We start from the raw sequence: 25,952 nt of genomic DNA, 5'->3' as shown, positions 1-25,952 counted from the left end.
TTTTTTGACAAGAATCAACTTCCTTGATTTATGCCAGATAAAATTGGTTGAGCTGCTCTTCACACAACGTCTGAATCACCTTAATCCAACGGTCTTCATCATTTAAACACGGCAGATAGGTAAAACTTTGTCCTCCCGCTTCCAGAAACTGTTCTTTTCCTTCCACAGATATTTCTTCAAGGGTTTCAAGACAATCGGAAACAAAGGCAGGACAAACTATTGCCAGGTTTTTAATTCCTTTTGCCGGAATAGTTTCCAATGTATGATCCGTATAAGGTTCTATCCATTTGTCTTTTCCCAACCTCGATTGAAAAGAGACGATGACCTTATCTTTGGGTAATCCTAATTTATTAATTACTGTTTCGGTGGTATTGAAACATTGATGACGGTAGCAAAACGAATGGCTGGGATTGGTTTCTCTGGAACAGCAGTCATTAAGATTACAGGTTTTGGTAGGGTCTGTTTTATAAATATGCCTTTCAGGAACACCATGATACGAAAATAATAACGCATCAAAGTTTGCAGGTAACTTCTCCCGGATACTTTCTGCCAGACAATCCGTATACAGTTGCCGATGATAAAAAGGCTGGATATAATTGATTTTTACTTCTGGAAATTTTTTCTTCCTTACTTCTTCAGCTTTTTCAATAACGGTTTCCGTAGTACTCATCGCATATTGCGGGTAAAGCGGAAACAGAACGATTTCCGAAACTCCTTTTTCAACCAGATTTCTGATCCCCGTTTCAATACTGGGTTCTGCATATCTCATCCCGATTTCTACCGGTACATTGACGATCTTTTGAAGTTTTTGCTGAACTTTTTTGGTTATCACAATCAAAGGAGAACCTTCGTCTGTCCAGACCGTTTTATAAGCCTCTGCTGATTTTGCAGGACGCGTTTTCAAGATAATGCCCTGTACCAGAAATGCTCTGAAAATCCACCGATAATCGATTACTTTTTCATCCATCAGAAATTCATCAAGATATTCTTTTACATCTTCTACAGCTGTTGATCTTGGGGAACCAAGATTAATCAATAAAATTCCTTTTTTAGCCAATGTTTTTATTTTAATAGTCAATAATTTAGTCTGCCAATGCTTCTTTGTACGTTTTCAATGCACGCTCTCTGGCTTTTGAATGTTCTATAATGGGTTCTTCTTTATAGTCTTCCGGGAGCCATTTCTTAATGTACTGAGCATCTTTATCAAACTTTTTTGTCTGTTCATACGGATTGAAAATTCTGAAATAAGGAGCCGCATCGCAACCGCAACCTGCTGCCCACTGCCAGTTTCCGTTATTGGCTGCAAGATCGTAGTCCAATAGTTTTTCAGCAAAATAGGCTTCGCCCCAACGCCAATCGATGAGAAGGTGTTTGGTAAGAAAACTTGCGGTAATCATTCTTACCCTATTATGCATAAATCCGGTTTCGTTGAGTTCCCGCATTCCGGCATCAACCATCGGATATCCCGTTTTACCTTCACACCAGGCTTTAAATTCTTTTTCATTGTTTCTCCAGGCAATATTCTCGTATTTCTTTTTAAAACAATGATGGACAACGTTGGGAAAATGAAACAGGATTTGCATAAAAAATTCTCTCCAGATCAGCTCGTTAAGCCAGACTTCGCTATATTCCAACGCATATTGAACGCATTTTCGGATCGAAATGGTTCCAAAACGAAGGGCAATTCCAAGATGGGTGGTGTGATTCATTGCCGGAAAATCCCGGTACTTTCCATAAGAATCTATTATGTTTTTATTCAGTGTAGGCTTTACAAAATCAATATTTGTTTTTTCAAATCCGATTTCTTTCAATGAAATAATCTCTGAAGGTCCTTTATATTTTGCAAAATGTGCCCAGTCGATCGTGACAGATTCAATTTTTTTCAGATTCTCCTTCCATTTTTTTGAGTACGGTGTAAAAACCGTGTAAGGGGAATGGTCACTCTTTAGGATATCATTTTTTTCAAATATAACCTGATCTTTGAAATCTTTAAATTGAATATGTTTTTTTGAAAGCCAATCCTCCACTTGCTTATCCCGCTGTATAGCCTGCGGTTCGTAATCCCTGTTGCAAAAGACGGTATCGATTGTAAAACAGGCTGCTATTTTTTCAAAAACTTCTTTTGGAGTTCCATGATATATATGCAATCCGCTATGGTACTTTTGTAATTCCTGGTGAATGCTTTGCAATGCCTGATGAATATAATCTACCCTTTTATCATTCTTATCCTGAAGTTGATCCAATATCCCTGTATCAAAGATAAAAATTGGAATTACCTTCAGGCCGGAACTGAGAGCCTGGTGAAGTCCGATATTGTCTTCGAGCCTCAGATCTCTTCTGAACCAAAAAATATTTACTTTATCCATTATCTATTCAATACTAATTAAAATTCCATATTCACTTATATCAAAGGAAACACAAAACAATAGGTCACAAATATACTATTAAAATAAATTAAAAGTTTATTAATAAACCAATTATTTTTAAGACGGTATAAAATTTGTAAATTAAATAGTAAGACTAAAAACAACATGATGGATAATATAGAAACTGATCGGGTACACTTGGAGAGAGATAAACATATTATTGATGAATACTTCAATTTAACTGTAAAAAAGGAATTGAACATTGATATTGATCTTGCTAATGAATATGTTACGGCACAGAATATTGTCTCGAAAAAGTTAATATTGGTCAAAACATTTTCGGACATCATTATCATGAATCCGGATCTGTATTTCTTAATGCAGTCACTGATTCAAAAGATAAATACTGAAGTTGTGGGCAAAAATCAGGTTCTGAAAGCTATAGACACGCTCAAACAACACCAATAAAAAATCCCTCAAAAAAACTTTGAGAGATTTGAATGTATAATGAATACCAGGTATTTTACACCTGTTCTTTCATATGTTTTGCCACTATTTCCTCAAGATCATCCAGATTAAAAGGTTTTGAAACATAATCATCCGCCTGAGCTTCTGCTGCCAAAGCAACAATATCATTATTAGCTGTTACATAGATTACCGGAATATGCTTGAATTCTTCTGTACTTTTAAGAAGTTTTGTTGCTTCCACCCCACCAATTTTCGGAATCCAGTTATCCATTAAAATAACATCCGGCTGATAGTCTGCCACTCTTTCCAGGATGTCATGTGACGTTTCTGAAATTTTAACGTCGTAGCCATTCTCTTCAAATATGATGGTCACTACTTCCAAAATAGCAGTATCATCGTCAAAAATTAAAATTTTCTTTTTACTCATCTTATTTAAATTATCTTTATTCAGTTTATTACAATTGATTAATATAATCTGCTAAGTTAGCAGGTCTTATAATTAAATCATATTCAATTTCTTCTATAGCATGTCTGGGCATATAGTCCACTTCAGCAGTTTCAGGATCCTGGATCCATACCTTGCCATTATTCTTTTTAATATAACTTAACCCTTCCACTCCATCAGCATTGGCTCCTGACAAAAGAATGGCGATCATATTCTCACCATAAATCTCTGCGGCAGACCTGAAAGCAACGTCAATAGACGGACGGGAATAATTCATTTTTTCAGAGCTGTCCAACGACATATTCTTTCTATTCTCAAAAAGCAAATGATAATCTGCAGGAACAATATAAATGGTGTTATTCTGAATCTCTGTTTTATCTTCAACTTCCGTTACCGGTATTTTAGTAAACTGCTGCAGCAAAGTCTGCAAGATATTACCGGATTGAGCTTTGCGGTGAAGTACAAGTACAATTGGGGCTTTTAAAGTATCATCCAATTTTTTGATCATCTCAATAATAACCTGTAAACTTCCTGCTGACCCTCCGATCATGATCAATTCTATGTTTGTTTGTGAATTCATGGGGGAAAGTGTTATTGGTGATCCTGTTTTTTCCAGATTTTCTGATCTTCTACCTGATGATAATTCTTATCAATAGTGGAAAACTTAAGTGTTTCCTTCGCACCCAAAGCAAGAAAGCCGAGATGTTCCAGACTGTTATCAAAAAGCTTAAAAACCCTTTCCTGTAATTCTCTGTCGAAATAAATCAAAACATTCCTGCAAACAATAAGCTGAAAGCTGTTGAAAGAACTATCTGACACTAGATTATGGGTAGAGAGAATAAGTTTATCCTGTAAGCTTTTATCAAATTTAACACTGTCATAATTAGCCGTATAATAATCGGAAAAGTCCTTTATTCCACCCGAAAGCATATAATTTTCAGAATACAGTTTCATCTGCTGAAGAGGGAAAACACCTGCTCTTGCAGTTTCTAAAACCGAAGGATTCAGGTCTGTGCCATAAATCAGCGATTTATGATAAAGGCCGGCTTCTTTCAACAATATAGCCATAGAATACGCTTCCTCCCCTGTTGAGCAACCCGCAATCCAGATTCTGATTAACGGATAGGTACCGAGCTGCGGTAAAATTTTCTCCCGTAACGCCTTAAAGAATGAAGGATCGCGAAACATTTCGGTAACGTTTACGGTAACTTCTTCTACAAAACGCTTTAAATATTCCGGGTCATTCATGATGGTATAGCGAAGCTCGGCAAAACTGGTAAACCTGTCCAACAGGCAGATTCTGTTTACTCTTCGCTTAAAAGAAGCCCTGCTATAACCAGAAAAGTCATAGCCATACATCTCATAGACATCATTAATCAGATTTTCTACTTCTTCATCTTTTACAATACTCGGTTCCAGCATTTATATCAATTTTTCTATAGCTGTGATTAAAAGATCCACATCGATCGGTTTTGACACATAATCATTGGCTCCCGCATCGATGCATTTCTGACGATCCTCAGGCATCGCCTGTGCCGTAACGGCAACAACCGGAATATGCTTTATTTCCGGGGTATTCCTTATGATCCGAACTGCTTCATAGCCATCTATTCCGGGCATCATCATATCCATCAGAATCACTGAAAACTGTGGATCCGACTTCAGGATTTCAAAGGCTTCCTGAGCCATGATACAGCTTTCAATTGCATATCCACGAGCCTTTAAGGTCAGTTTTAATGCAAATATATTACGTGGATCATCATCCACGATTAAAATTTTCTTATTCATCAGAATTCTATCTGTTTAACTTTCATACAACCATACACGGAGCAGAGATAACAACTGATCAATATCTACCGGTTTTGAGATATAATCCGAAGCGCCTGCCGTAATACATTTTTCACGTTCTCCAATCATCGATTTTGCAGTGATAGCTATGATCGGCAATCGTTTATATTCGGGCATTTTCCTGATTTCCTTAATCGTATCATACCCATCCATTTCAGGCATCATCATATCCATTAAAATAACATCTACATCAGGATTTTGCTGAATTTGCTTAAGGGCATCTTTTCCATCCATGGCCACAATAACCTCCACTTTATATTTTTCCAGCGCCTTTGTGAGAGAAAAAATATTGCGGACATCATCATCGGTGATCAGCACTTTTTTCCCGCTCAAAACCTCTGTTAAAGATCCCAATACTCTCCCTGAATTCCCCTCAGGGGAACTATTTTTTTCTTCCACCAAATGTAAGAATAAACCTACTTCATCTAAAATTCTTTGATAAGAATGTGCAGTTTTTACCACAATAGAATCCGCATACTGTTTGATCTTCAGCTCTTCGTCTCTGGATAAATTCTGTTCTGTAAAAATAATGATCGGAAGGTTTTCCAATCCGTCGTAACTTTTTATGGATTCAATAACCTGATATTCATTTCCTTTTGAATTTCCAATATCCAGAATAACACATTCCACAAGATCAGAGGTCAAAGCTTCCACACTGTCTTCTACATTATGTACCACCGACAAAGAAATATTAAAATTGCTCAGGAAATACGATAATGCACTGGCATGTTTGGCATTTTCCTCTACAATGAGAACTTTCTGAGGGCCTTTCTTTAAGGCATCTTCAATTTTTCTGAATACATCCGTCATTTTATCCAGAGCTACCGGCTTATTGATAAAGTCTACAGCACCTTTCATAAGACTTTCCTTTTTAAGGTGTAATACCGACATCATGTGAACAGGAATATGTTTGGTATCAGCATGAGATTTCAATTCATCCATCACTTCCCAACCGTCTTTTACAGGCAACTGAACATCGAGTAAAATAGCATGCGGATGATACTTCTGTGCTGCAGAAAGCCCATGATCTCCTCTTACTACTACAATTCCTTTATAATTCTGTAAGTGAGCAAACTTCAGAAGTGCTTTTGCAAAATTAATATCATCTTCTATGATCAGAATTACTTTGTCTCCATCTTTAATATGATCCCTGTCGTCAGCAACATCTTCAGGAATTTCCAGGGTATTTAACTGGAAAGATTCGGTTTCTCCTTCACCCAAAATGTTTTGAATCTCTTCAACATCTTCCTGTATGATTTTTACCAGATCCTGATCAGTTTCATTTTGAAGAATTTCAGTGACCTCATGTACAGGAATGATAAAACTGAACTCACTTCCTTTATTAAGCTCACTTTTCAAAACAAGCTCACCACCGAGAAGTCTTGCAATTTCTCTGCTTATGGATAATCCTAAGCCGGTACCGCCAAATTTTCTTTTCGTCGATCCGTCCGCCTGTTGGAATGCTTCAAAAATAATTTTTTGTTTATCTTCTGCAATCCCGACTCCCGTATCTTTTACTGAAAAGATAATAAAATCAGGTTTCTCAGCATGTTTACTGATATGTAAACCAATGCTGCCCTTTGTGGTAAATTTCAATGCATTGGACAATAAATTTCTCAATACCTGGTCAATTCTCAAACGGTCGCTTTCAATCACTTTCTGAACATTGGAATCGATCTGAATATTAAACTGAAGTGCTTTCTCCTGGAATACCGGATTAAAAAGGCTTTTTAAATCCTTTACCACTTCTTCGACCACAACATCCTGATATTCCAGAGTCATTTTGCCGGATTCAATTTTAGCCAGATCCAGAATTTCATCAATCAGGGTTAATAAACTTGTGCCTGAACTTTGAATCACCTTTGCCGATTCTACCTGATCTTCATTAAGATTCTCATCCGGATTTTCTGCCATCAATCGTGATAAAAGAAGAATAGAATTCAATGGAGTACGCAGTTCATGAGACATATTCGCCAGGAATTCCGACTTATACTTGGTACTGAGAGCCAGCTCCTCTACCTTTTTCTGAATTTCGTTGTTTCGTTCCGCAATCAAATGATTTTTTTCTTCCAATAGTCTTGAACGTTCTTCCAATTCTGCATTAGCCTGCATCAGCTCTTCCTGCTGTACCTTTAATTCTTCTTCAGAGGCCTGGAGTTTCTGGGTCTGTGCTTCTAATTCCGTATTGAGGTTTTCAAGCTCAGAGTGCTGAACCTGTAATTCCTCAGACTGAGCCTGGGTTTCTTCTAATAACTGCTGTTCCTTTTCTCTTCCTTTAGCAGCATTTAATGCAATTCCTATATTGACACAACATTCCGAGAAATAGCTGATTCTGTCTTCCTCAAAATTGGATGTAGAACCTAATTCCAGGACACCAATAGCATTACCATCTGCAAAAACCGGAATCAGTAATATTCCGTAGATCTTAATGGTGCTGCTGGCAAAGGTTACAACAAAATCTTCTTCATGGAGGTTATTATATACCTGTGTTTTATTTGTGATAAAAGCCTGTCCTACCATTCCTTCTCCCGGTTCAAAGGCCTTTTTCATATTGGCTTCCAGCCCAAATGCCTGATTAAGTTTTAAAATTCCTTCATCATAAAGATATAGTGATCCGTTGATGCAGTTTCCGTACTCAATAAGCTGACTTAAAGCCTTGTTAGAAACTTCTTTCACCGATTTATTTCCTACAAGGGATTCATTGAGTAAAGCGAGGCCTTTTTGACGCCAGTCGCTTTTGTTTATTTTGTCAAAAGAAGTTTTTAGAGATTCTGTCATATGATTCAATGACTCTACCAGGTCTCCAAGGTCGTCTTCTGTATTATCAATGACTTTTTCACTGTAATCTCCATTGGATACTCTATTGGCAATCTTTTGAATCGCACTTACACGTCTTGTCATTTCCTGGTCTTTATCTTTCAGCATTTTCTCGAGTTCATCTCTTCTGATCAGGTCTGCCCGCATTTTAAAATAGAAAAACGCAGTAACGACTATCGCTGCCAGTGCAGAAAAAATGATAAAAAGGACCGTTGTTCCTGAAGAACGTGCTAAATCTTTATTCTTGATTTCAACCTGATTTTCTTCATATTGTACAAAATCCCTTACAATTTTGCGGCATTCATCCATATAGGCTTTACCGGTAACAATTTGCTGTTGGGTCATTATAATACCTCGGCGTCTGTTTTCAACCAGATTTTGCAGATTATCCATTACCTGATCCACTGCGGTCTTTAAACCGACAAGTCTTTCCTGCTGGTTTTTATCCTTTACTCCTAGCGATTCTGCAAGTACCAGGGCTTTCGAATATTCTCTCACCCCTCGTTTGTAAGGCTCCAGAAAATCTTCCCTTCCAGTCAGCTGATATCCTCTGTTTCCTGTTTCCGCATCCAACACGGCAACCAGAACGTCTTTAACAGCCGTTACAGAACGCCTGCTTTTGGAAAGGCTTTCCCTGTGACTCATCTGATTCTGAATACTCCAATACGAAGCCACTGAACTGGCTATCAGGATCAAAAGTGAAAGACCAATTCCGATCTGGAGATTTCTTATAATTTTTTTTGGCATAAAAAATTAGTTTAATGGTAAGGTGAAATAAAAGGTAGACCCTTCATTCATTATGCTCGAAACACCCACATTTCCATGGTGTTGTTTGATAATTTCTGAGCAGATAAAAAGCCCGATTCCCATTCCCTGGAATTGCAGTGAAGATTCTTCTACGCGATAAAATTTCTTAAATACAGCTTCCTGCTTAAAATCAGGGATACCAATTCCAAAATCTGTTACATTGACTCTCACTTCCTCTGCTTCTTCATCTACGAAAGTCGTGACAATAACCTGGTTGTTATTCGGAGAATATTTAATAGCATTAGTCAGAAAGTTAATTAATACCTGCTCTATCCTTATTTCATCCAATGGAATCAATATGTCCGGTTTAACCCCGTGGCGTTCAATTTTTACTTTGTTTTCATCATGGGTCTGAAGAATTGTATCAATAGCATTACTGATTACATTTTCCAGATTAACAGGTTTTTTGTTGATTTTCAGTTTACCGTTTTCTATTTTGGAAACATCCAGCAGATCTGTGATCAGGGTATTGAGCTTTTCAATCTGGTTTTGGGCTTTGGCCACAAATCCAGCTTCAGAACTGTCTTTATCTAATTTTAATTTCCTGTCTAATAATTGAATGTACGCTTTAATACTTGTTAAAGGCGTTTTTAATTCATGGCTTGCGATGCTTAAAAACTCATCTTTTTCCTTTTCTGCTTTCTTTTGACCGTCAATATCAGTGAAAGTTCCCACCCAGTTTTTAATACGGCCTTCATCATTCACGGGAGTAACACGAAGCAAATGATAACGGTAATCCTGGGAGTGAACATTTTTAATTCTTATCTCCAATTCTAGAGATTTTCCTTTCTTTCTGGCTCTTTCAAATTCTTCCAGGATATTCAAATCGTCCGGATGGGTTTCCGGAAAGTCTTGTTCAGAATCAGAATATTCATACCACTTACCATTCACAAAATCAATATTTCCTTCAGCATTGACAGTAAATGCAATCTGAGGAAGCGATTCCAGCATCAGATGAAAATGATCGATCTGAGATTTCATCGTCACCTGAGACTCTCTTCTTCCTTTTACTTCAAGTTCCAGATTCTGCTGAGTCTTTTTCATGGCCATATTCTGCTCCTGAAGATTATAAAAGGTTTTCACCTTTAGTAAAAGAATTTCAGGGTCTACAGGTTTTGTCACATAATCTTTTGCTCCGGAAGCATAGCCACGGGTTATAAACTTTTTATCTGTATTGACAGCGGATAAAAATATAATGGGAACTTCTTTGGTTTTACTGTAATCGGAAAGTGTTTCAGCCACTTCAAAACCATCCATATCCGGCATTTGAACATCCAAAATAATTAAGGCATAGTCGTTTTTCAGTGCTTTACCAAGAGCTTCTTCACCGGAACCTGCTGTATCAACATGGAAGTTCTTAGATTCAAGTAATTTTTGCAATGAATACAGGTTACTTGGGTTGTCATCAACAATTAAAATCATAGAAGTTAAAATCAATAATTAATTATAGGTAGTTTAGGTTCAAAAATACTGACAATATTTGAAAAAACAGTAATTTTTAAACCATTATGAATAGGCAATCCATACCACATTTTATAATAAAAACATGAATGGCATAAGGATTGAAATCGTTAATCATATTTGAAAAAAAAGTATATTTCTCTTATCTGAAAAAAATACCACTATGAAAAAAACAATAAGCTGCATGAATATCGATGAAAATACACTGCGTTCTTTTGGCGGGGAAACCATCAGGTATAAACCTAAAGAGTTTGTTTTCAAGGAAAATGAACACTCACTATATTATTTTCAGATTACCAGTGGTAAGGTAAAACTGAACACCTATAATGAGAATGGAAAAGAATTCATTCAGAATATTTTGGGGAAAAACCAGAGTTTTGGTGACCCACTTTTGTTTATTGACAGGTTATACCCCACCAATGCAGTGAGCCTGGAAACTACAGAAGTCATCAGAATTCCTAAAAATAACTTCCTGGAAATGCTGGAAAAGCATCCTGATATTTCTTTGGAAATGAATGCATGTTTATCCCAAAGATTGTATTACAACAGCCTGATGGTTCGCAATATGGCTTCTCAAGATCCCATTCACCGCCTTCAGGGTTTAATGGATTATCTGAAAAGCTATTATGACGGAGATTGTCAGCACTGTTTTCCCGTAGAACTTACCCGCCAGCAAATTGCAGACCTTACCGGTCTACGGGTGGAGACTGTTATCAGAACAGTAAAAAAAATGGTTAATAACCAAACGATAAGACTTGATGGCCGGAGGATTTTCTACTAGAAACAATCTGCAAAAAGTACATAAATATACTATTTTACAAATAATAGAAAGGTGAGATATGCTGTATCTTATTTAATTTTGAAATAGTATTCATAAAAAATCAGGACCATTACCGGTCCTGATTTTTAATATGTATAGAAGAAAATTAATTGGTTTTTTTCTTCCATTCTGCTTTTACATCTTCTGCAGCATCTTTTGTTTTTTCCCATGCATCATCAGCTTTATCTTTAATATCTTCCCACGCATCAGAGACGTTTGCCTTCACTTTATCCAGCCAATCTTCCTGACTTGCTTCCTCATCATTATTTCTTTTTTCATTGATATAATCCCTCGCCTTATCTGCTAAATCACTGATCTTCCATTTTGCATCACTAGCTGCATTTTTTAAAGAGTTTTCTGTTTCATTAACTGCTTTTTCCGCTTTGTTGTAATCTGAATTGTTCATAATATTTATAATTAAGTATTTGGTATATAAATACACAATATCCGTACCTAAATTGACAGCGTAATGTTAAAGTTTTCTTAATTAGATACCACATATTATGAAGAATAAATGTAATTGACTCAACTACAATTCTTTATGAGACATACAGCTCAATCTGTATATTGTATACCTTCAGATTTTCACAAGCAGAAGTGATTTTGCTTTAAATATCTCAAAACAATAAATTGAAAGTATCTTTTGCATTAAGCAGTGCTACTACTTTCGGAGACCACGTATTAAGGAGTATACATACAGTTACTTTTTGCTTTGGAAAATAATATGCTTTCCCCCCAAACCCAAATACATGCCCGTCATGCCCTAAGGCCACTCCCTGGTTTGTATCCAGTTTCATTACTCCCAATCCGTACTGCTTATTGTATTTAAGATCCGGCTCAAGACGATTAGGATCATTATCCACGAAAGTTTGAAGTTGCTGCATTGAAGCAGGAGAGAGTATTTTATTCGTTAAGAGACTTTCTACAAATAGGGCAATATCAGAAGCTGTTGAAATCATTCCACCATCGATTGCGCCCTCACCTCCGATACCGTTATTGTCTATATTGGTTACATCAGTCAGGGTTTCATTAACGGTTTCGGCATAATAGGATCTGGTAAGTTTATCCGGAAGTGTTGTGCTGGCAAATGTATTTTTCAATCCCAGCGGATTGATTACTTTTTCATTAATCACCTGGTACGACGGCTTTCCTGTTACTTTTTTAATGATCAGAGAGAGTAAAAGATAATTGGAATTACTATAATATCCTTTTCCAACCGGATCATCAGCAGGCTTATCATAAATCAGCTGAAGAGTCTGCTCTGCAGAATAGTTGACAATACTCCCGTCAAAAACACCGGCAGAAATATCCTGTAAATAATTTCGGATCCCTGCTCTATGATTAAGACATTGTTCAATCGTTACCTCGTTGGCATTTGCAATACGATCTGTAATACTATGAGGAAGATATTGATTGATTTTATCTTTGATATTCAGCAGACCTTCTTCCTGTAGCTTCAGAATAGTGGCTGAAGCAAACATTTTGGTCATGCTTCCAATACGAAGCCTGTTATCAGGTAACATTTTGATATTTTTTTCCCTGTCGGCCAATCCGCCGGATCCTGTCCATGTTCCTTCGGGAGAAATTACAGCAACGTTTACGCCTACAGCACCGGCAGCCATAAATTGATCAACAATTCGCTGATACTTTTCAGCGTTAGGTTGCGTAACCGGTGCCTCTGCAGGCCGATCATTTTCACAGGAATTCATTGTAACAAAAACAACAGTCAGAGCTGTTAGAAACCATAGTTTTTTCATAGAAAGATTTTAATAGATTACTATTCATTAAATTAAAAACATAATAAATTTCTCTCCTTATGGTATTCTTTTATATTTTTTTAAGATATCAATCACCGTTTGATGAGGAAGCGCATAGGATTTGTTTCCATTAACACCTTCCATTGTTTCTGCGGCGATCATTGCGTTAATGATAGATTCTTCTACAGCCTGTACAGTCGCTTCAAACAAGGGATCCATCGAATCATTGGGAAGTGATTTTACAGTTGAAAGATCCTTTCTTTGAAAAGCTTCAGGATTAGCGGTAGAAAAAGCAATAAAAATATCTCCTGAACTATTCATGCCGTATCCACCTACTTTACCGATTCCAAGTGGAACCCTGGAAGCAATACGCTTTAGCTGATGTGGAAGTAATGGTGCATCTGTTGCGATAACCACTATTATAGAACCATCGCCTTCTTTCCGATATGATTGAGAAGGCAATTTCAATTCACTCCCTATCGTATCATCGAGTTCTTTCCCAATTGGCACACCAGAAATAGTCAATGACTCTTTTCGTCCAAAATTAGTCTGCACAAGAGCACCAACTGTATACTCATCATCTCCTATTTTCACTATTCTTGATGAAGTCCCTGTTCCTCCTTTAAAACCAAGACACATCATTCCTGTTCCGCCTCCTACATTTCCCTCCTGAAGTTTGCCTGATTTTGCCGTATTAAGTGCTTCATACACATTCTTTTCCTGAATCTGGAAGCCATAAATATCATTTAAAAATCCATCATACGTTTCTGCAACAACCGGATAGGTATACCACCAATCTTCTTTATACCAATGCTTGTCAATAAACCATTTAAGAACAGCATCTCTCACTATACCTACACTATTGGTATTGGTAATCATAATTGGTGTTTCTAAAAATCCTGATTCTGTTACCCAGGTTGTTCCTGTCATTTCACCATTTCCATTAAGTGAATACCAATTGGCAAAAACGGGATTATTGTTTCTTCCTCTGGGCAGAATTGTGGTAACACCTGTTCTGACAGGTCCTTTCCCTATATTATTTTTACCCTGACCTGAAATAATAGTACTATACCCCACTTCTACTCCTTTTACGTCTGTTATTGCATTGAATTTTCCTATAGTTCCACTAAATGGAATTCCTATATCCCTTGCTCGTGGCTTTTGCCCAAATATAAAAAGTTGCATATATATTAGTAAATAAAACAATATTAAATTTTTCATAATTATCAAATTTCTGTGTGTGTGTGTGCACACTCATTAAGGCATTGATTTTAGTTAGTTTGTTTTTAAAATAACTGACATTATAGCACAATGAATATCTTAGTTAAGAAATTGTAATAGGCTTTTTATAAATGCACCCGGATTTTCCTCAACGACCCAATGGGCGGTTTTAGGAACACGTATTGATACAACGTTATCAGCCACTTCTTCCATCATTTCTTTCATAAATGGTCCACTGGTACTCATTTCTCCTCCGACTGCCAGAACAGGAATAGATAGTTTTCCATTTTTTGCCATGCTCTCTTTATTGTCGAGTATATCCTGGTCAAATGCCCGATAAACTTCCAATCCGGCTTTTATAGCACCTGCTGCCGAATAGGCCTGACTAAAAATATCCATATCAATTTCAGTAATGGCAGCCGTGTTATAAATACGATAATTGAAAAAATACTGTAAATACTGCCGTTCACGGCCAGAAATCAGCATTTCAGGAAGATCCCGCACATTATGAAATGCAAAATGCCAGACTCTGTGATCTGTTCTTATTTTGTCAAATACTTCTGTCCCGGGTAAAGGTGCATCTATGACAACCAGTTGAGACACTGATCTACGATATTCCTGTGCATAGGCATATGCAATCATTAATCCGATATCATGTCCAATAAGAACGACAGGGATTTGTATTTTAAGATGATCCGTTAATAAAGAATATATATCACTGGCCATGGTACGTTTATCATAACCATCTGCCGGCCGCCAGGAATCGCCGGTTCCGCGATAATCTATGGCAATGACACGAAAACCATGATTCACCAATACAGGTATCACAAACCGCCATTCCCACCAAGTTTGTGGGAAACCATGTATCAGAACAATGACTTTTTCGCCATCTCCTGCCTCCACATAATGCATGCGCAATGTACTGTTAATAACAGCCATTCCATGGATCAAATTAATATCTCTAGTGAGTTCTTTTTCTCTCATGACCTTGTTACACGTTTTAGGATTAATTTTTTATATTTACAAAGATCTGCAGAGGCATCATCAATCAGGCTATCATTTCAATAGAAATAGATACCTGAAACTTTCGAATCAATGTTTTTTTATTTTTCATCTCTCTATGCAATTAGACAAACTACATTATGCAATATTAAATGAGCTGCAATCAGACGCCAGATCAAGTAATGCTGCAATAGGCAGAAAAATAGGCCTTACCGCTCCGGCCGTTGCAGAACGCATCAAAAAATTACAGGAAGCAGGCATTATAAAAGGATTCTCTGCTGTTGTGGATTATTCAAAACTGGAATACATACACAATGTATTAATTGCCGTAAAGTTGCAGCCCAATATGATTGCATCCTTCTTAAAAGAGACTGAAAAAATAGAAGGGATTGTAAAAATGATTCATACCACAGGGGAATATTGTTTCTTTTTGCACCTTTTTCTGAAATCTGTAGAAGAGCTTACCGTACTCTTAGATCGCTTCGGTAAATTCGGAGATACCATCACTTACTCCATCTTGTCAGTACCTATTGATTATAAGCCCATTCATTTCTGATTAATAATTCATCAATTTAATTAGGGATTTAATCAAATTAAACACCTATTAACGTATTTATTTCAATGGGTTTTCAACGGAATCAAAAGCACCAATGGAAATTTATTTATTTTTATATTGTTGAAGATTAAGAACCTAACTCTCGATAATAATGGTAGTTTTTAAAAATAATTATATTTCCGTCAGACTGTGGCTTGTGATGTTTATCTTATGCTCATGTGGCACATTTAAAGCTAAAACCATAGTAGCAAAGGACTCAACGTCAACAATAATAACCTTAAACGGGCCATGGAAATTCAAGACAGGCGACCATATGGAATGGACTGCTTCAGATTTTGATGATTCAAAATGGGAAACGGTTGATCTTACAGCCCCTGTCGGAGCACACGATGGAGATGTAGGACTTTCCGGATATGTTTCTGGTTGGGCTACCAGAGGTTACCCACGATATTCTGGTTATGCGTGGTATCGGATTAAAGTTTCATTGGAACAAGTCAGGGGAAATGTACTGGCCTTAACCGGTCCTCCTGCCATTGATGATGCGTATCAATTATTCGTCAATGGAGTATTATTAGGCAGCGCAGGGGATTTTTCAGATCCGGTTCCCACTGCTTACAGTATACAGCCACGGATGTTTCTGCTGCCGGCAAATGTAAGAAAGGAAAAGTGGATTACAATTGCTTTCAGAGTGTGGATGAGCGAGGCTACATTAAGTCAGCTCCCTGATGCAGGAGGGATTCATATTGCTCCGGAGCTCGGTGATAAAAGCAGTATTGAATCAAAATACAGACATCAATGGGGACAAACAATCAAAGGATATATTGTGGAAGTTATTGAACCAATACTCTTCATTTTATTGGCTATCATGATCTTTGTTCTGAAACCCGTCAAACATTATCGATGGTTTATTATTGCTTTACTATTGTTGGCTTTAGTACGGGCTAACCAGGCTTTTTTCTACTGGTTTCAATGGGAATCTGCCCACGAAATTGATATTGTTACAACAGTAATTCTGATGCCCCTAGTACTCGGTTCCTGGATAATAGCATGGAAAGACTGGTACGGATTAGACAGAATAGACTGGATTACCAAAATTGTGGCAGTACTCACCTTAGTGTATATGAGCACACAGCTTTTAGGTCTTCCGTGGCTATTCAAATCTATTCCTTACAGTTTATTTCAGAAAGCGTCCGAATATATAAGACTATTTTTTGTTTTGTTGATGATCTATACATTATTCCGGGGGATCCGACAGGAAGGAAAAAAAAACTTGATTTATTTACCTGCCGCATTGCTGCTTTCTATAGGCTTATTCTCACAGGAAGTATCAGCTCTTCATATTCAGGGAATCTGGTTTCCATACGGTGTAGGAGTATCCCGTACTCAGTACGTTTATGCTGCTTTTGTAATCGTTATGCTTTTAGTATTAATTTATAAGAAAAGGTCGGAAACCAAAACTGTGTGACAAAGCTGCTGATGAAGCAATTACTCTTATTTGTAATACTAAAATAAAAGAATATTGTAAGGAACCCTTTATTCACGGTAGATTTGTTGTGTGTCATAACCCGGATTTAATAATTGATGAAAAATAATTCCCTTGATTTCTAGTCTATTATTAAGTTTTGTTAAAATTTGTTCTGTAAAAGTTTTGCAGAAATTAAAAATCGTTCTATATTTGCACCACTGAAAACAACGATATAATCGGAGTTTAAGGAGAGTTGGCAGAGTGGTCGATTGCGGCAGTCTTGAAAACTGTTGACTGTAACAGGTCCGGGGGTTCGAATCCCTCACTCTCCGCCAAAAGCCTCGTAAATTATAAATTTACGAGGCTTGTTTTTTTATATTCTTCATGGTTTTTCTAGCTGGAATTGCATCAGTTACAAACGTTTTGGGTAGAATATTATTTGTACTCATGCAATCTAGATTTCACTCTAAAAAAACGCAAATCCAATAATAAAGAGAATACATTATATTTGCAGCGTTCATCCAACCATGAACATAACTAAAACCAATACCTATTTTTCACATGTTTACTCAATCATTTATTAAAAGATCGGTTCTTACTGCATCTGTATTTTTATATTCTTCAGTGGCTTTAGCCCAAAAAACACCCTTACAAATACTGGCTTCAGGACATATGCTGGTGGAAGCCGAGATAGAAGGAAAAAAAGGAAATTTCATTTTTGATACGGGAGCCGGCATCAATCTGTTGTTGGGCAACTTTTACAAAAGCCTGGGTCAGAAAGAAACGTATAACTACCTTACTGCTTTTCGCGCTACCGGTGAAAAAATGACGGTTCCTTTATTCAAATCTAAAGAGATTACGCTTAATGGCAAAAAGTTTAAAGATACCTGGTATGCAACTTATGACACGGAGATTAAGGGAATTGACGGTCTTATTTCTTTGGCCATGCTTTATGATACGGAATTCATCATCGATTATACCACTAAAGAACTTATATTTCCAAAAGAAAAACTGAAAAGCAATAAGGTAATGGATATTCAGCTATCAACCAATGCTGATCAATCCCTTGATATTTCAACTTATATTCTTTTGAATAATACCTATAAAGTTAATGTTCTTTTGGATTCCGGATCAGGTAATGATTCATTCTGGTTCAGTGATCGACTTATCAGTACTCTGGGATTGAAAAAAGAAAATTTACAGCTGCGTGAGCAAAAGAGCGAATTTAATCCTGACCTGATTACTAAATTTTATGTAGGGAATATCCCTTCTGTTTCAACTCCTTTTGTAACCGTTGAAAAGCCCAAAGTATCTTTTGTAGAAGGACTTATTTATGAAGGTAAAACAAGCATCAACTGGTTGGGTAAAAAACTTGGATTTAATCTTAAAGAAAAGAAAATCTATATTTTGGATTAATTATTTTCAATTTATACATAAAAATAAGACCTGTCTCTAAACAGACAGGTCTTATTTTTACCGGAAATCAGTAAGTTCTTATATTTTCACCTCAATATAATTGACCCAGACCTGCTCCCGGTCCTGAGTATTGTAAAAATTTTTAAGTAAAAAATCCTGGTCATATTTTATTTTTTTGTCGAAATAAAGTTTTCCATTAACATATACTTTTACTTTTTCTTTCAGATCAACGGCTTCAGGGGAGATATTGATTGAAAAGGACTTAATGTCGGATGTCTCAATATGGAAAACATTACGATCATATTCAGCTTTTATTTTACCTGACTTCCTTGGAAAATCAAATGCATTTTTATCAACGTCCTTCACCATTAAGCTATCATTTTCATCATAAACCAACCACTTATTGATCTTAAAGTTCAGTTCTTTACGTTCGTTGATATTCTTACTTAAAGTATCTAATTTTATATTGGAAATCCAATCAACATTTCCATATCTGTCGTCATCGAATTCCCATGAAATCTTTTTCGGAAACGGATTTCTTTTTCTGTCTCTCAAATCTTTAAAAATGATCTGATAGGCAGGCTCCGATTCACCAAACTGTGGAAACCAATGTGGAAATCCATTGTAACGATATTCTTTGTAATCAGCAGATATTCCTTTCATCAGTTTTGTAAAATCATCATTCGCATTGGGCGGATAATAATAATCCTTATCTGTTGAAAAATTGATAAACGAGCGGTTTTTAATATTCTCTACAAAAGTTCCTCCTGTAAATACTTTTGGATATGTATTAAATCCATAAAACCCTGCAAATGGCGTCGATTGCTTCATCAGATAAGAAAAAGAACCTGTTCCTCCATTGGAATGTCCTGAAATAAAAACATTATTATCGTCAATATTAATTGTCTTTTTGATCTGTTTAAGCATTTCCGGAATCATAGAAAAACCATCATCAGACAACATCCAGTTATATTGCTTACTAGCCCTTGGAAAAACCAAAATCACATCATTCTGATCTGCATATTTTGTATAATATCTGTTCCAGCCTCCTAAATTCCATTCAGCCATCTGGTAATCTATTAATTCATTATTTCTTACCGCACCGTGAAGAAAAAAGAGTAAAGAATATTTTTTCTCAGGATTATAATTTTGAGGTAAATGGATAAAAAATGAAGTTGTAACCGAATCACTTATTTTGAATGAAACTGAATAATCACGATCTTTCTTTGGCCGGTAAGGATTGAAATTTCTGATCTCTTTATATAAAGCTTCAGGACTTCCGATATTATTCAGTGAACTTTTATTGGTACTATAAAATTCATTTTCCTTTGTTTGTAACTCATTATAGAATTGCTTTTTGTCCCCTGCAGATTTCTGCTTTAACGTATTCCATCTCGGATCTGAAAGCAGATCTTTATATTCTTTTTCAGGATTTTTTCCAATAATATAACTCCAACCAGGAAAATTGACTCCATCTCCTTTTATTAAAGAAAGTGAGGTAAGATATTGAAATGCTTTATCTTTATTTTTTAATTTTAAAGCTAAAAGCGATGCATCATGCAATCCTTCTCCATCAATATTTTTAGGATACAATCTGAATGCCTCTTCATATAGATCCAGTGCTTTTCTGTAACCTGTTTCGTCTTTAGCCTCTTCCATTACCCCGAAGGCTTTACCAGTTAATGCAGCGTAATTTTCCTGTGCCTTTGAAAAGAAACCAAGCAGAACAAGAAGCACCGTTATATAATATTTCATCAATTAAATTTAAGGCAAAAATAAAAATATCTATTCAGAAAACCTTATAAAAGTGGGACATCCTAAATTGAAATTAACGTAGGCAAAGTCATTTCCAGATATTTCCAGAAATAAAAAACGAAAGCTGTTTCATTAAAAAACAGCTTATATATATTACACAACAGACTTCTACTCTCCTGCCGGTTCAAACAATTCAATCTTGTTTCCTTCGGGATCCATGATGTGTACAAATTTCCCGTATTCATAAGTAGCTATCTCATCAAGCATGGTCACCCCTTCTTTTTTTAACTCCTCTACCAAAGCTTCAATATTTTCTACGTGATAATTGATCATAAAGTCCTTTGCAGAAGGTTCAAAATATTGAGTAGACTCTTTAAAAGGACTCCAAAGTGTATATCCTTTTTTATCGGTATCAGCATCTATCCAATCGAATTTGGCTCCGTAAGGGCTGGTTTCTACGCCAAGATGAGTTTTGTACCAGTCGTTTACTTGTTCCGGATCTTTGCATTTAAAGAAAATCCCTCCGATAGCGGTTACTTTTTTCATTTTTTATTCGTTTTTTGTTAAGCTTTTATATTAAATCAAATACAGATTCAGAATATTTTGCAATTCCACAAATATATCAATGTTTTCATTACTTATTTCATGAATTTAATTGAATCTTTACTATTTGCAGAATGTGTATAGTTGGATAATAGTAAGAGGGTAAATAGAATTAAAAAGGCTATTATATGGCGTAAGGATTTTTATCTGCGATAAAATTGATAAGTTTTCATCTTTGCTAAAAATCTCTGATTTTTTTTGCGTTTTAAAAGCAATGCAACAATAAAAACTTTGCGTCCTTGCGATTTCCAACAAAAAGTATTTGAAAAATCACACAAATGATCCGTTGGATAATCGCAAAGACGCAAATTAATTTTAAAAAAAATATTATAAGGCGCAAAGATTTTATCTGCGATAAAATTGATAAGCCTTCATCTTTGCTAAAAATCTTTGATTTTTTTGCGTCTTAAAAGCAATGCAAAACTAAAAACTTTGCGTCCTTGCGATTTCCAACAAAAAGTATTTGAAAAATCACACAAATGATCCGTTGGATAATCGCAAAGACGCAAATTAATTAAAAAAAGCTATTATATGGCGCAAGGATTTTTATCTGCGATAAAATTGATAAGCCTTCATTTTTGCTAAAAATCTCTGATTTTTTTGCGTCTTAAAAGCAATGCAACACTAAAAACTTTGCGCCTTCGTGATTTCCAACAAAAAGTACCTGAAAAATCACACAAATGATCCGTTGGATAATCGCAAAGACGCAAATTAATTAAAAAAAGCTATTATAAGGCGCAAAGATTTTATCTGCGATAAAATTGATAACCCTTCATCTTTGCTAAAAATCTCTGATTTTTTTGCGCCTTAAAAGCAATACAACAATAAAAACTTTGCGCCCTTGCGATTTCCAACAAAAAAAAGCGCACCTTATCAGGTACGCTTCGTATTTTATAAACTAAATTGTATTAGTGTAATTCAGCTAAATATTTTTCAGCATCCATAGCAGCCATACATCCGCTTCCTGCAGCGGTAATCGCCTGTCTGTAGATATGATCCTGAACATCTCCTGCTGCAAATACTCCAGGAAGATTTGTTCTTGAAGAACCTTTTTCAGTAACAATATATCCGTTTTCATCAAGATCTACCTGACCTGCGAAGATATCTGTATTCGGTTTGTGACCAATTGCTATGAAAATTCCTTCAACCTCTACTGTAGATTTCTCCTGAGTTTGGTTGTTGATGATTACCGCTCTTTCTACTAAGCTATTTTCACCTTCAATTCCGATTAATTCATGGTGGAACTTCACTTCAATATTCGGAGTGTTTTCTACTCTGTGAATCATTGCTTTTGAAGCTCTGAAAACATCTTTTCTCACTAACAATGTTACTTTCTTACATAATTTCGCAAGATAAGTAGCCTCTTCAGCTGCCGTATCTCCTGCTCCTACTACCACAACATCTTTTCCTCTGTAGAAAAATCCGTCACAAGTAGCACAAGCAGAAACACCTCCTCCCGCATACTTTTTTTCGTCATCAAGACCAAGATATTTTGCAGTAGCTCCTGTAGAAATAATAACCGATTTTGCTAAAATTTCTTTATTCCCTGCGTATAATTTATGAACACCGCCAACCTCTTTAGAAAACTCAGCTTTAGTGATCATTTCGTAATGAACTTTAGTATCAAATCTTTCCGCCTGTTTTTGCAGATCCATCATCATTTCAGGACCTGTAATTCCTGCCGGATATCCTGGGAAGTTGTCAACTTCTGTAGTTGTAGTTAATTGTCCGCCCGGCTCCAAACCTGTATATAATTCAGGTTTCAAGTCTGCTCTTGCTGCGTAGATAGCAGCTGTGAAACCAGAAGGCCCAGATCCAACGATCACACAATCTAAAATGTTTTGCTCCATAATCTATTTGTTCAAAAAAGATTTAATTAAATTAAGACTGCTAATTTCGTAATTTTTAATGTCTTTTTAAAGTTATTTTAATGATACTTGTCAATATCTGATATGTTGAATTTCAATGGTGATTTTGCGAGTTTTGGGATTCGAGGTTCATTGATAAATTGAATTTGTATCTCGCATCTATCTGCTAGACCTTCATTTTAATTTTATCAACGTTGATGATCTTATACACCAGTTCTTTAATCAACTCGGCCTCTCCCATATTTACGGCTCCAAGCCCCTTTCCTTTCATATCAAATTCTCTTAAAATAGAAATGACTCTTGTGGCATGCTTCAGAGGATACAATCTGGCGCTTTCCGCATAATCCTTTACAAAATACGGATTCACGCCCATTTGAGATGCTATAGTTTGAGGGGATTGCCCTGCCATTGTCTGATAAATAATAACATTTGAAAAGTAATTGTACAGACTTGCCAGCATCATCACAAAAGGATTGTTCTTCGGATTTTTACCCATAAAATGAGCAATTTTAAAAGCCGCATTGGCATTTTTTGTTCCTAAAGCCTTTTGCAGTTCAAAAACATTGTACTCTTTACTAATTCCGATGTGATTTTCAACAATATTACCGTCAAGAATTTCTCCTTCTTTAAGGATAATTTTCAGTTTATTCAGTTCATTGGCAATTCTTGAAAGGTCATTCCCAAGATATTCTGCCAAAAGATGTGAAATATTGGGAGCTGTTTTAATTTTCAGCTTTACACATTCGTCGGCAATCCATTTTGGAAGATTATTGTCCCTTACAGATTCGCTCAGGAAAAGTGCATTTGATTTATCTAAAGCTTTAGCAGCCTTTTTCCGGCTATCCAGTTTTTTATGCTTGTGGGCAAAAACCAATACCGTGGAAGGAACAGGATTTTCAACATATGCTTCCAGAATTCGGTTTTCATCTTCATTAAATTTAAGATCCTGAGCTTCTTTAACGATGATCACCTGCTTATCTCCCATCATAGGAAACTGTCTTGCCAGAGAGAGAACTTCCTGATAAGAAGAATCTTTTCCGTAAGTAACGGTTTGGTTAAAGGCTTTTTCATCCTCCTCCAAAAAGTTGTGTTCAAGGGCTTTTACAGCGAGATCAATAAAGTAGGCTTCTTCTCCGTGGAAAAAATAAATAGGTAAAACTTCTTTATTTTTAATATTTTTGAGGATTAAATCTAATTCTTTCATCTTATTAATGGAACTTCCAAAACTGAATTTTCAGGAAACTTTTGATTTTAAATTCAAGAAAGACAAAGATAAGTTTTTTATTTATGATTTGGTTCGTAAAACTTATCTTCTGCTCACTCCTGAGGAATGGGTAAGGCAGCACTGGATTCATTATTATCTAACGGTAAAATCCTATTCTGCATCGGCATTGATCACCGAAAAAAAGATCGTTTTAAATGGATTAACAAAGAGAGTTGACCTCCTTGTGACCGAAAAAACAGAGCCCATAATCCTGATTGAATGTAAAGCCCCTCAGATCAAATTAACGGAAAAAACATTCGAGCAAACGGCAAGATATAACTCCATTATCGGAGCTAAGGAAATTATTCTGACCAACGGATTGCAACATATCAATGCCTATTATGAAGATGGGCAATATCAGTTTTACAGACCGGAATAAATTGAAAGGAATTAACTTTCTCCACAAATATTGAATTGAAATCGCGATAATTGCCCTTCTCCGTAGGGATGGCAAAAATTCTAAGAATTTTTGAAGGGGTGGTTAAAACAAACTCAACAACACATACATATGAACATAAAAAACATCATTTTCGACTTCGGAGGCGTCCTTATGGATTGGGATCCGAGATATTTTTTCAAAACCTATTTCAATGATGATGAAAAAATGGAATACTTCCTGGAAAATATCGCCCAATCTGAATGGAATGAGCAACAGGACAAAGGAAGAAGTCTTGCAGAAGGAACGGCTATTCAGATCAAGAAATTTCCGGAATGGGAAAAAGAAATCAGAGCATTTTATGATAACTGGACGGTCATGCTGAAAAGCGAAATCCCCCAAAATGTGGAAGTATTGAGAAAATTAAAAAATACCGATTATCAATTATTCGGACTGACCAACTGGTCGGAAGAAACTTTCCCGTATGCTCTTGAAAACTATGATTTCTTCCAGATTTTTGACGGAAAAATTGTCGTTTCCGGAACTGAGAAACTCATTAAACCTGATCCAGAAATCTGGCATGTATTATTAAACAGATATCACATTCAAGCCGGTGAGTCTGTTTTCATCGATGACAATCCAAAAAATATTGAGATGGCCAAATCACTTGGATTTACAACTATTCACGTTTTACCGGATACAGATTTAGAAAAAGAATTGGCAAGTGTCGGTGTAAAAATTTAAACCACGGCACCATAAATACATTAATAATCCTCAATTAAGTTATTTTTCATTAATTTAGTTGAGGATTTTTTCATGATCATTGAGAAAATAATAATGAGACCATCTCCTATTTTCAACTAAAAAAGTCACATCAAAATAACAAAATATGATACGTTCCATCTTATTAACCACAGTTCTTATGGCTTCAGGAACCCTTTTCAGTCAGAAACTTAAAACCGTTTCCTATCAGGACGGCTCTCAAAAGCTGAATGGTTTGATTACCTCCAACGCAGGAAAAAAGCTTCCCGGTGTTTTAATTCTTCCAGCCTGGAAAGGGATTGACGACGAAGCAAAAACGGCAGCCATTGAGCTTGAGAAACAAGGTTATATTGCTTTTATTGCTGATATTTACGGAGAAGGAAAAATTCCGGCGGACAATGATGCAGCCTCTAAAAGCTCAGGATATTATAAGCAAAACTATCAGGAATATCAGAAAAGAATATCATTGGCACTGGAACAGTTAAAAAAGAACGGAGCTATTTCTGACAAAACCGCCGTTATCGGATACTGTTTTGGAGGCACCGGAGCTCTGGAGTCTGCCAGAGGACATCTGCCGGTTGCAGGAGTAGTCTCAATCCATGGCAGCCTGGGAAGAGATCAGACCAGAAAAATTGAGAACTTAACGGCAAAAATTTTAGTAGAAAATCCGGCTGATGACAAAAGTGTTTCACAACAGGATTATGATAACCTCATTAAAGAAATGAATGAAGGAAACGCCGATTGGCAAATCATTACCTATGCTCATTCAAAACATACATTCACAGACCCAAAATCTCCGGATTATAACGAAGTAATGGCCAAAAGAGCCTGGAATCATACGTTGATGTTTTTAAAAGAAATTCTGAAGTAATCTT

General features: G+C 36.2%; 24 protein-coding genes and 1 tRNA gene. 9 read left to right on the top strand and 16 right to left on the bottom strand.

The features are described from left to right. Positions 1-28: 28 nt before the first annotated feature. Together hemH and EG342_RS15080 are read right to left on the bottom strand one after the other, a co-directional pair. On the bottom strand, positions 29-1,057 hold the full coding sequence (gene hemH, locus EG342_RS15085) for a ferrochelatase (protein WP_103293460.1): 1,029 nt from the start codon (positions 1,055-1,057) through the stop codon (positions 29-31). Positions 1,058-1,082: 25 nt separating this feature from the next. After that, a complete protein-coding gene (locus tag EG342_RS15080; protein WP_103293356.1) occupies positions 1,083-2,366 on the bottom strand; it encodes a cryptochrome/photolyase family protein in 1,284 nt (427 codons plus the stop codon). Positions 2,367-2,531: 165 nt separating this feature from the next. Here EG342_RS15080 and EG342_RS15075 point away from each other — a divergent pair, with 165 nt between their 5' ends. Further along, positions 2,532-2,834: a hypothetical protein gene (locus tag EG342_RS15075; RefSeq protein WP_103293357.1), complete on the top strand. Its 303-nt coding sequence runs from the start codon at positions 2,532-2,534 to the stop codon at positions 2,832-2,834. Positions 2,835-2,889: 55 nt separating this feature from the next. On the opposite strand, the gene EG342_RS15070 is transcribed toward EG342_RS15075, so the two are convergent. Genes EG342_RS15070 through EG342_RS15045 form a run of 6 tightly spaced genes read right to left on the bottom strand, consistent with a single transcriptional unit; the run spans position 2,890 to position 10,173 of the window. Then, entirely contained in the window at positions 2,890-3,261 is a 372-nt protein-coding gene (locus EG342_RS15070) for a response regulator (RefSeq protein WP_103293358.1), read from the bottom strand. 28 nt (positions 3,262-3,289) lie between these two features. Next, positions 3,290-3,859: a chemotaxis protein CheB gene (locus tag EG342_RS15065; RefSeq protein WP_103293359.1), complete on the bottom strand. Its 570-nt coding sequence runs from the start codon at positions 3,857-3,859 to the stop codon at positions 3,290-3,292. An 11-nt stretch (positions 3,860-3,870) separates the two neighbouring features. Beyond that, positions 3,871-4,701 carry a CheR family methyltransferase gene (locus EG342_RS15060; protein WP_103293360.1) on the bottom strand — a complete coding sequence of 277 codons (831 nt, stop codon included), beginning with the start codon at positions 4,699-4,701 and terminating at the stop codon, positions 3,871-3,873. Continuing rightward, positions 4,702-5,067, bottom strand: a complete 366-nt coding sequence (locus EG342_RS15055; protein ID WP_185126920.1) for a response regulator — start codon at positions 5,065-5,067, stop codon at positions 4,702-4,704. 15 nt (positions 5,068-5,082) lie between these two features. Further along, on the bottom strand, positions 5,083-8,691 hold the full coding sequence (locus EG342_RS15050; protein WP_103293362.1) for a response regulator: 3,609 nt from the start codon (positions 8,689-8,691) through the stop codon (positions 5,083-5,085). A 6-nt stretch (positions 8,692-8,697) separates the two neighbouring features. After that, complete coding sequence (locus tag EG342_RS15045) at positions 8,698-10,173, bottom strand: hybrid sensor histidine kinase/response regulator (RefSeq protein ID WP_103293363.1); 1,476 nt, start codon at positions 10,171-10,173, stop codon at positions 8,698-8,700. 202 nt (positions 10,174-10,375) lie between these two features. Between EG342_RS15045 and EG342_RS15040 the strand changes: the two genes are divergently transcribed. Next, complete coding sequence (locus EG342_RS15040; protein WP_246008628.1) at positions 10,376-10,993, top strand: Crp/Fnr family transcriptional regulator; 618 nt, start codon at positions 10,376-10,378, stop codon at positions 10,991-10,993. Positions 10,994-11,138: 145 nt separating this feature from the next. On the opposite strand, the gene EG342_RS15035 is transcribed toward EG342_RS15040, so the two are convergent. The 4 genes from EG342_RS15035 to EG342_RS15020 all read right to left on the bottom strand — a co-directional run bounded on the left by EG342_RS15035 (position 11,139) and on the right by EG342_RS15020 (position 14,949). Further along, positions 11,139-11,438, bottom strand: a complete 300-nt coding sequence (locus EG342_RS15035; protein ID WP_103293365.1) for a hypothetical protein — start codon at positions 11,436-11,438, stop codon at positions 11,139-11,141. A gap of 211 nt (positions 11,439-11,649) precedes the next feature. Beyond that, entirely contained in the window at positions 11,650-12,789 is a 1,140-nt protein-coding gene (locus EG342_RS15030; protein WP_103293366.1) for a serine hydrolase domain-containing protein, read from the bottom strand. A 57-nt stretch (positions 12,790-12,846) separates the two neighbouring features. Then, the gene (locus EG342_RS15025) at positions 12,847-13,974 is read right to left on the bottom strand and encodes a DmpA family aminopeptidase (protein WP_246008627.1); all 1,128 of its coding nucleotides are present in this window, start codon (positions 13,972-13,974) and stop codon (positions 12,847-12,849) included. Positions 13,975-14,109: 135 nt separating this feature from the next. Continuing rightward, complete coding sequence (locus EG342_RS15020) at positions 14,110-14,949, bottom strand: alpha/beta fold hydrolase (protein ID WP_213083886.1); 840 nt, start codon at positions 14,947-14,949, stop codon at positions 14,110-14,112. 181 nt (positions 14,950-15,130) lie between these two features. Between EG342_RS15020 and EG342_RS15015 the strand changes: the two genes are divergently transcribed. From EG342_RS15015 to EG342_RS15000, 4 genes are all read left to right on the top strand, one after another. After that, entirely contained in the window at positions 15,131-15,568 is a 438-nt protein-coding gene (locus EG342_RS15015) for an Lrp/AsnC family transcriptional regulator (protein ID WP_164465188.1), read from the top strand. A gap of 151 nt (positions 15,569-15,719) precedes the next feature. Then, the gene (locus tag EG342_RS15010) at positions 15,720-17,033 is read left to right on the top strand and encodes a glycoside hydrolase (RefSeq protein WP_103293370.1); all 1,314 of its coding nucleotides are present in this window, start codon (positions 15,720-15,722) and stop codon (positions 17,031-17,033) included. Positions 17,034-17,280: 247 nt separating this feature from the next. Beyond that, a tRNA-Ser gene (locus tag EG342_RS15005) sits at positions 17,281-17,368 on the top strand. 226 nt (positions 17,369-17,594) lie between these two features. Continuing rightward, on the top strand, positions 17,595-18,449 hold the full coding sequence (locus tag EG342_RS15000; RefSeq protein WP_103293371.1) for an aspartyl protease family protein: 855 nt from the start codon (positions 17,595-17,597) through the stop codon (positions 18,447-18,449). A 78-nt stretch (positions 18,450-18,527) separates the two neighbouring features. Here the strand turns inward: EG342_RS15000 and EG342_RS14995 are convergent, their stop codons facing one another. The 4 genes from EG342_RS14995 to holA form a co-directional block, all read right to left on the bottom strand. Then, positions 18,528-20,204, bottom strand: a complete 1,677-nt coding sequence (locus tag EG342_RS14995) for an alpha/beta hydrolase (RefSeq protein WP_103293372.1) — start codon at positions 20,202-20,204, stop codon at positions 18,528-18,530. A 168-nt stretch (positions 20,205-20,372) separates the two neighbouring features. Further along, positions 20,373-20,750 (bottom strand): VOC family protein, encoded by a 378-nt coding sequence (locus tag EG342_RS14990; protein ID WP_103293373.1) that lies wholly within the window; start codon positions 20,748-20,750, stop codon positions 20,373-20,375. 965 nt (positions 20,751-21,715) lie between these two features. Further along, entirely contained in the window at positions 21,716-22,657 is a 942-nt protein-coding gene (gene trxB / locus EG342_RS14985; RefSeq protein WP_103293374.1) for a thioredoxin-disulfide reductase, read from the bottom strand. A gap of 184 nt (positions 22,658-22,841) precedes the next feature. Next, the gene (gene holA, locus EG342_RS14980; RefSeq protein WP_103293375.1) at positions 22,842-23,879 is read right to left on the bottom strand and encodes a DNA polymerase III subunit delta; all 1,038 of its coding nucleotides are present in this window, start codon (positions 23,877-23,879) and stop codon (positions 22,842-22,844) included. Positions 23,880-23,886: 7 nt separating this feature from the next. On the opposite strand from holA, the gene EG342_RS14975 reads away from it, so the two are divergent. The 3 genes from EG342_RS14975 to EG342_RS14965 all read left to right on the top strand — a co-directional run bounded on the left by EG342_RS14975 (position 23,887) and on the right by EG342_RS14965 (position 25,948). Continuing rightward, complete coding sequence (locus EG342_RS14975) at positions 23,887-24,318, top strand: type I restriction enzyme HsdR N-terminal domain-containing protein (protein ID WP_103293376.1); 432 nt, start codon at positions 23,887-23,889, stop codon at positions 24,316-24,318. Positions 24,319-24,447: 129 nt separating this feature from the next. Continuing rightward, a complete protein-coding gene (locus EG342_RS14970) occupies positions 24,448-25,059 on the top strand; it encodes an HAD family hydrolase (protein ID WP_103293377.1) in 612 nt (203 codons plus the stop codon). A gap of 145 nt (positions 25,060-25,204) precedes the next feature. Further along, the gene (locus tag EG342_RS14965; RefSeq protein ID WP_103293378.1) at positions 25,205-25,948 is read left to right on the top strand and encodes a dienelactone hydrolase family protein; all 744 of its coding nucleotides are present in this window, start codon (positions 25,205-25,207) and stop codon (positions 25,946-25,948) included. The last annotated feature ends 4 nt before the right edge of the window (positions 25,949-25,952 follow it).

This window comes from Chryseobacterium lactis (assembly GCF_003815875.1).
Lineage (GTDB): Bacteria > Bacteroidota > Bacteroidia > Flavobacteriales > Weeksellaceae > Chryseobacterium > Chryseobacterium lactis.
The sequence above is the reverse complement of the archived record's forward strand: the minus strand, read 5'-3'. Positions and strand labels throughout refer to the sequence as shown.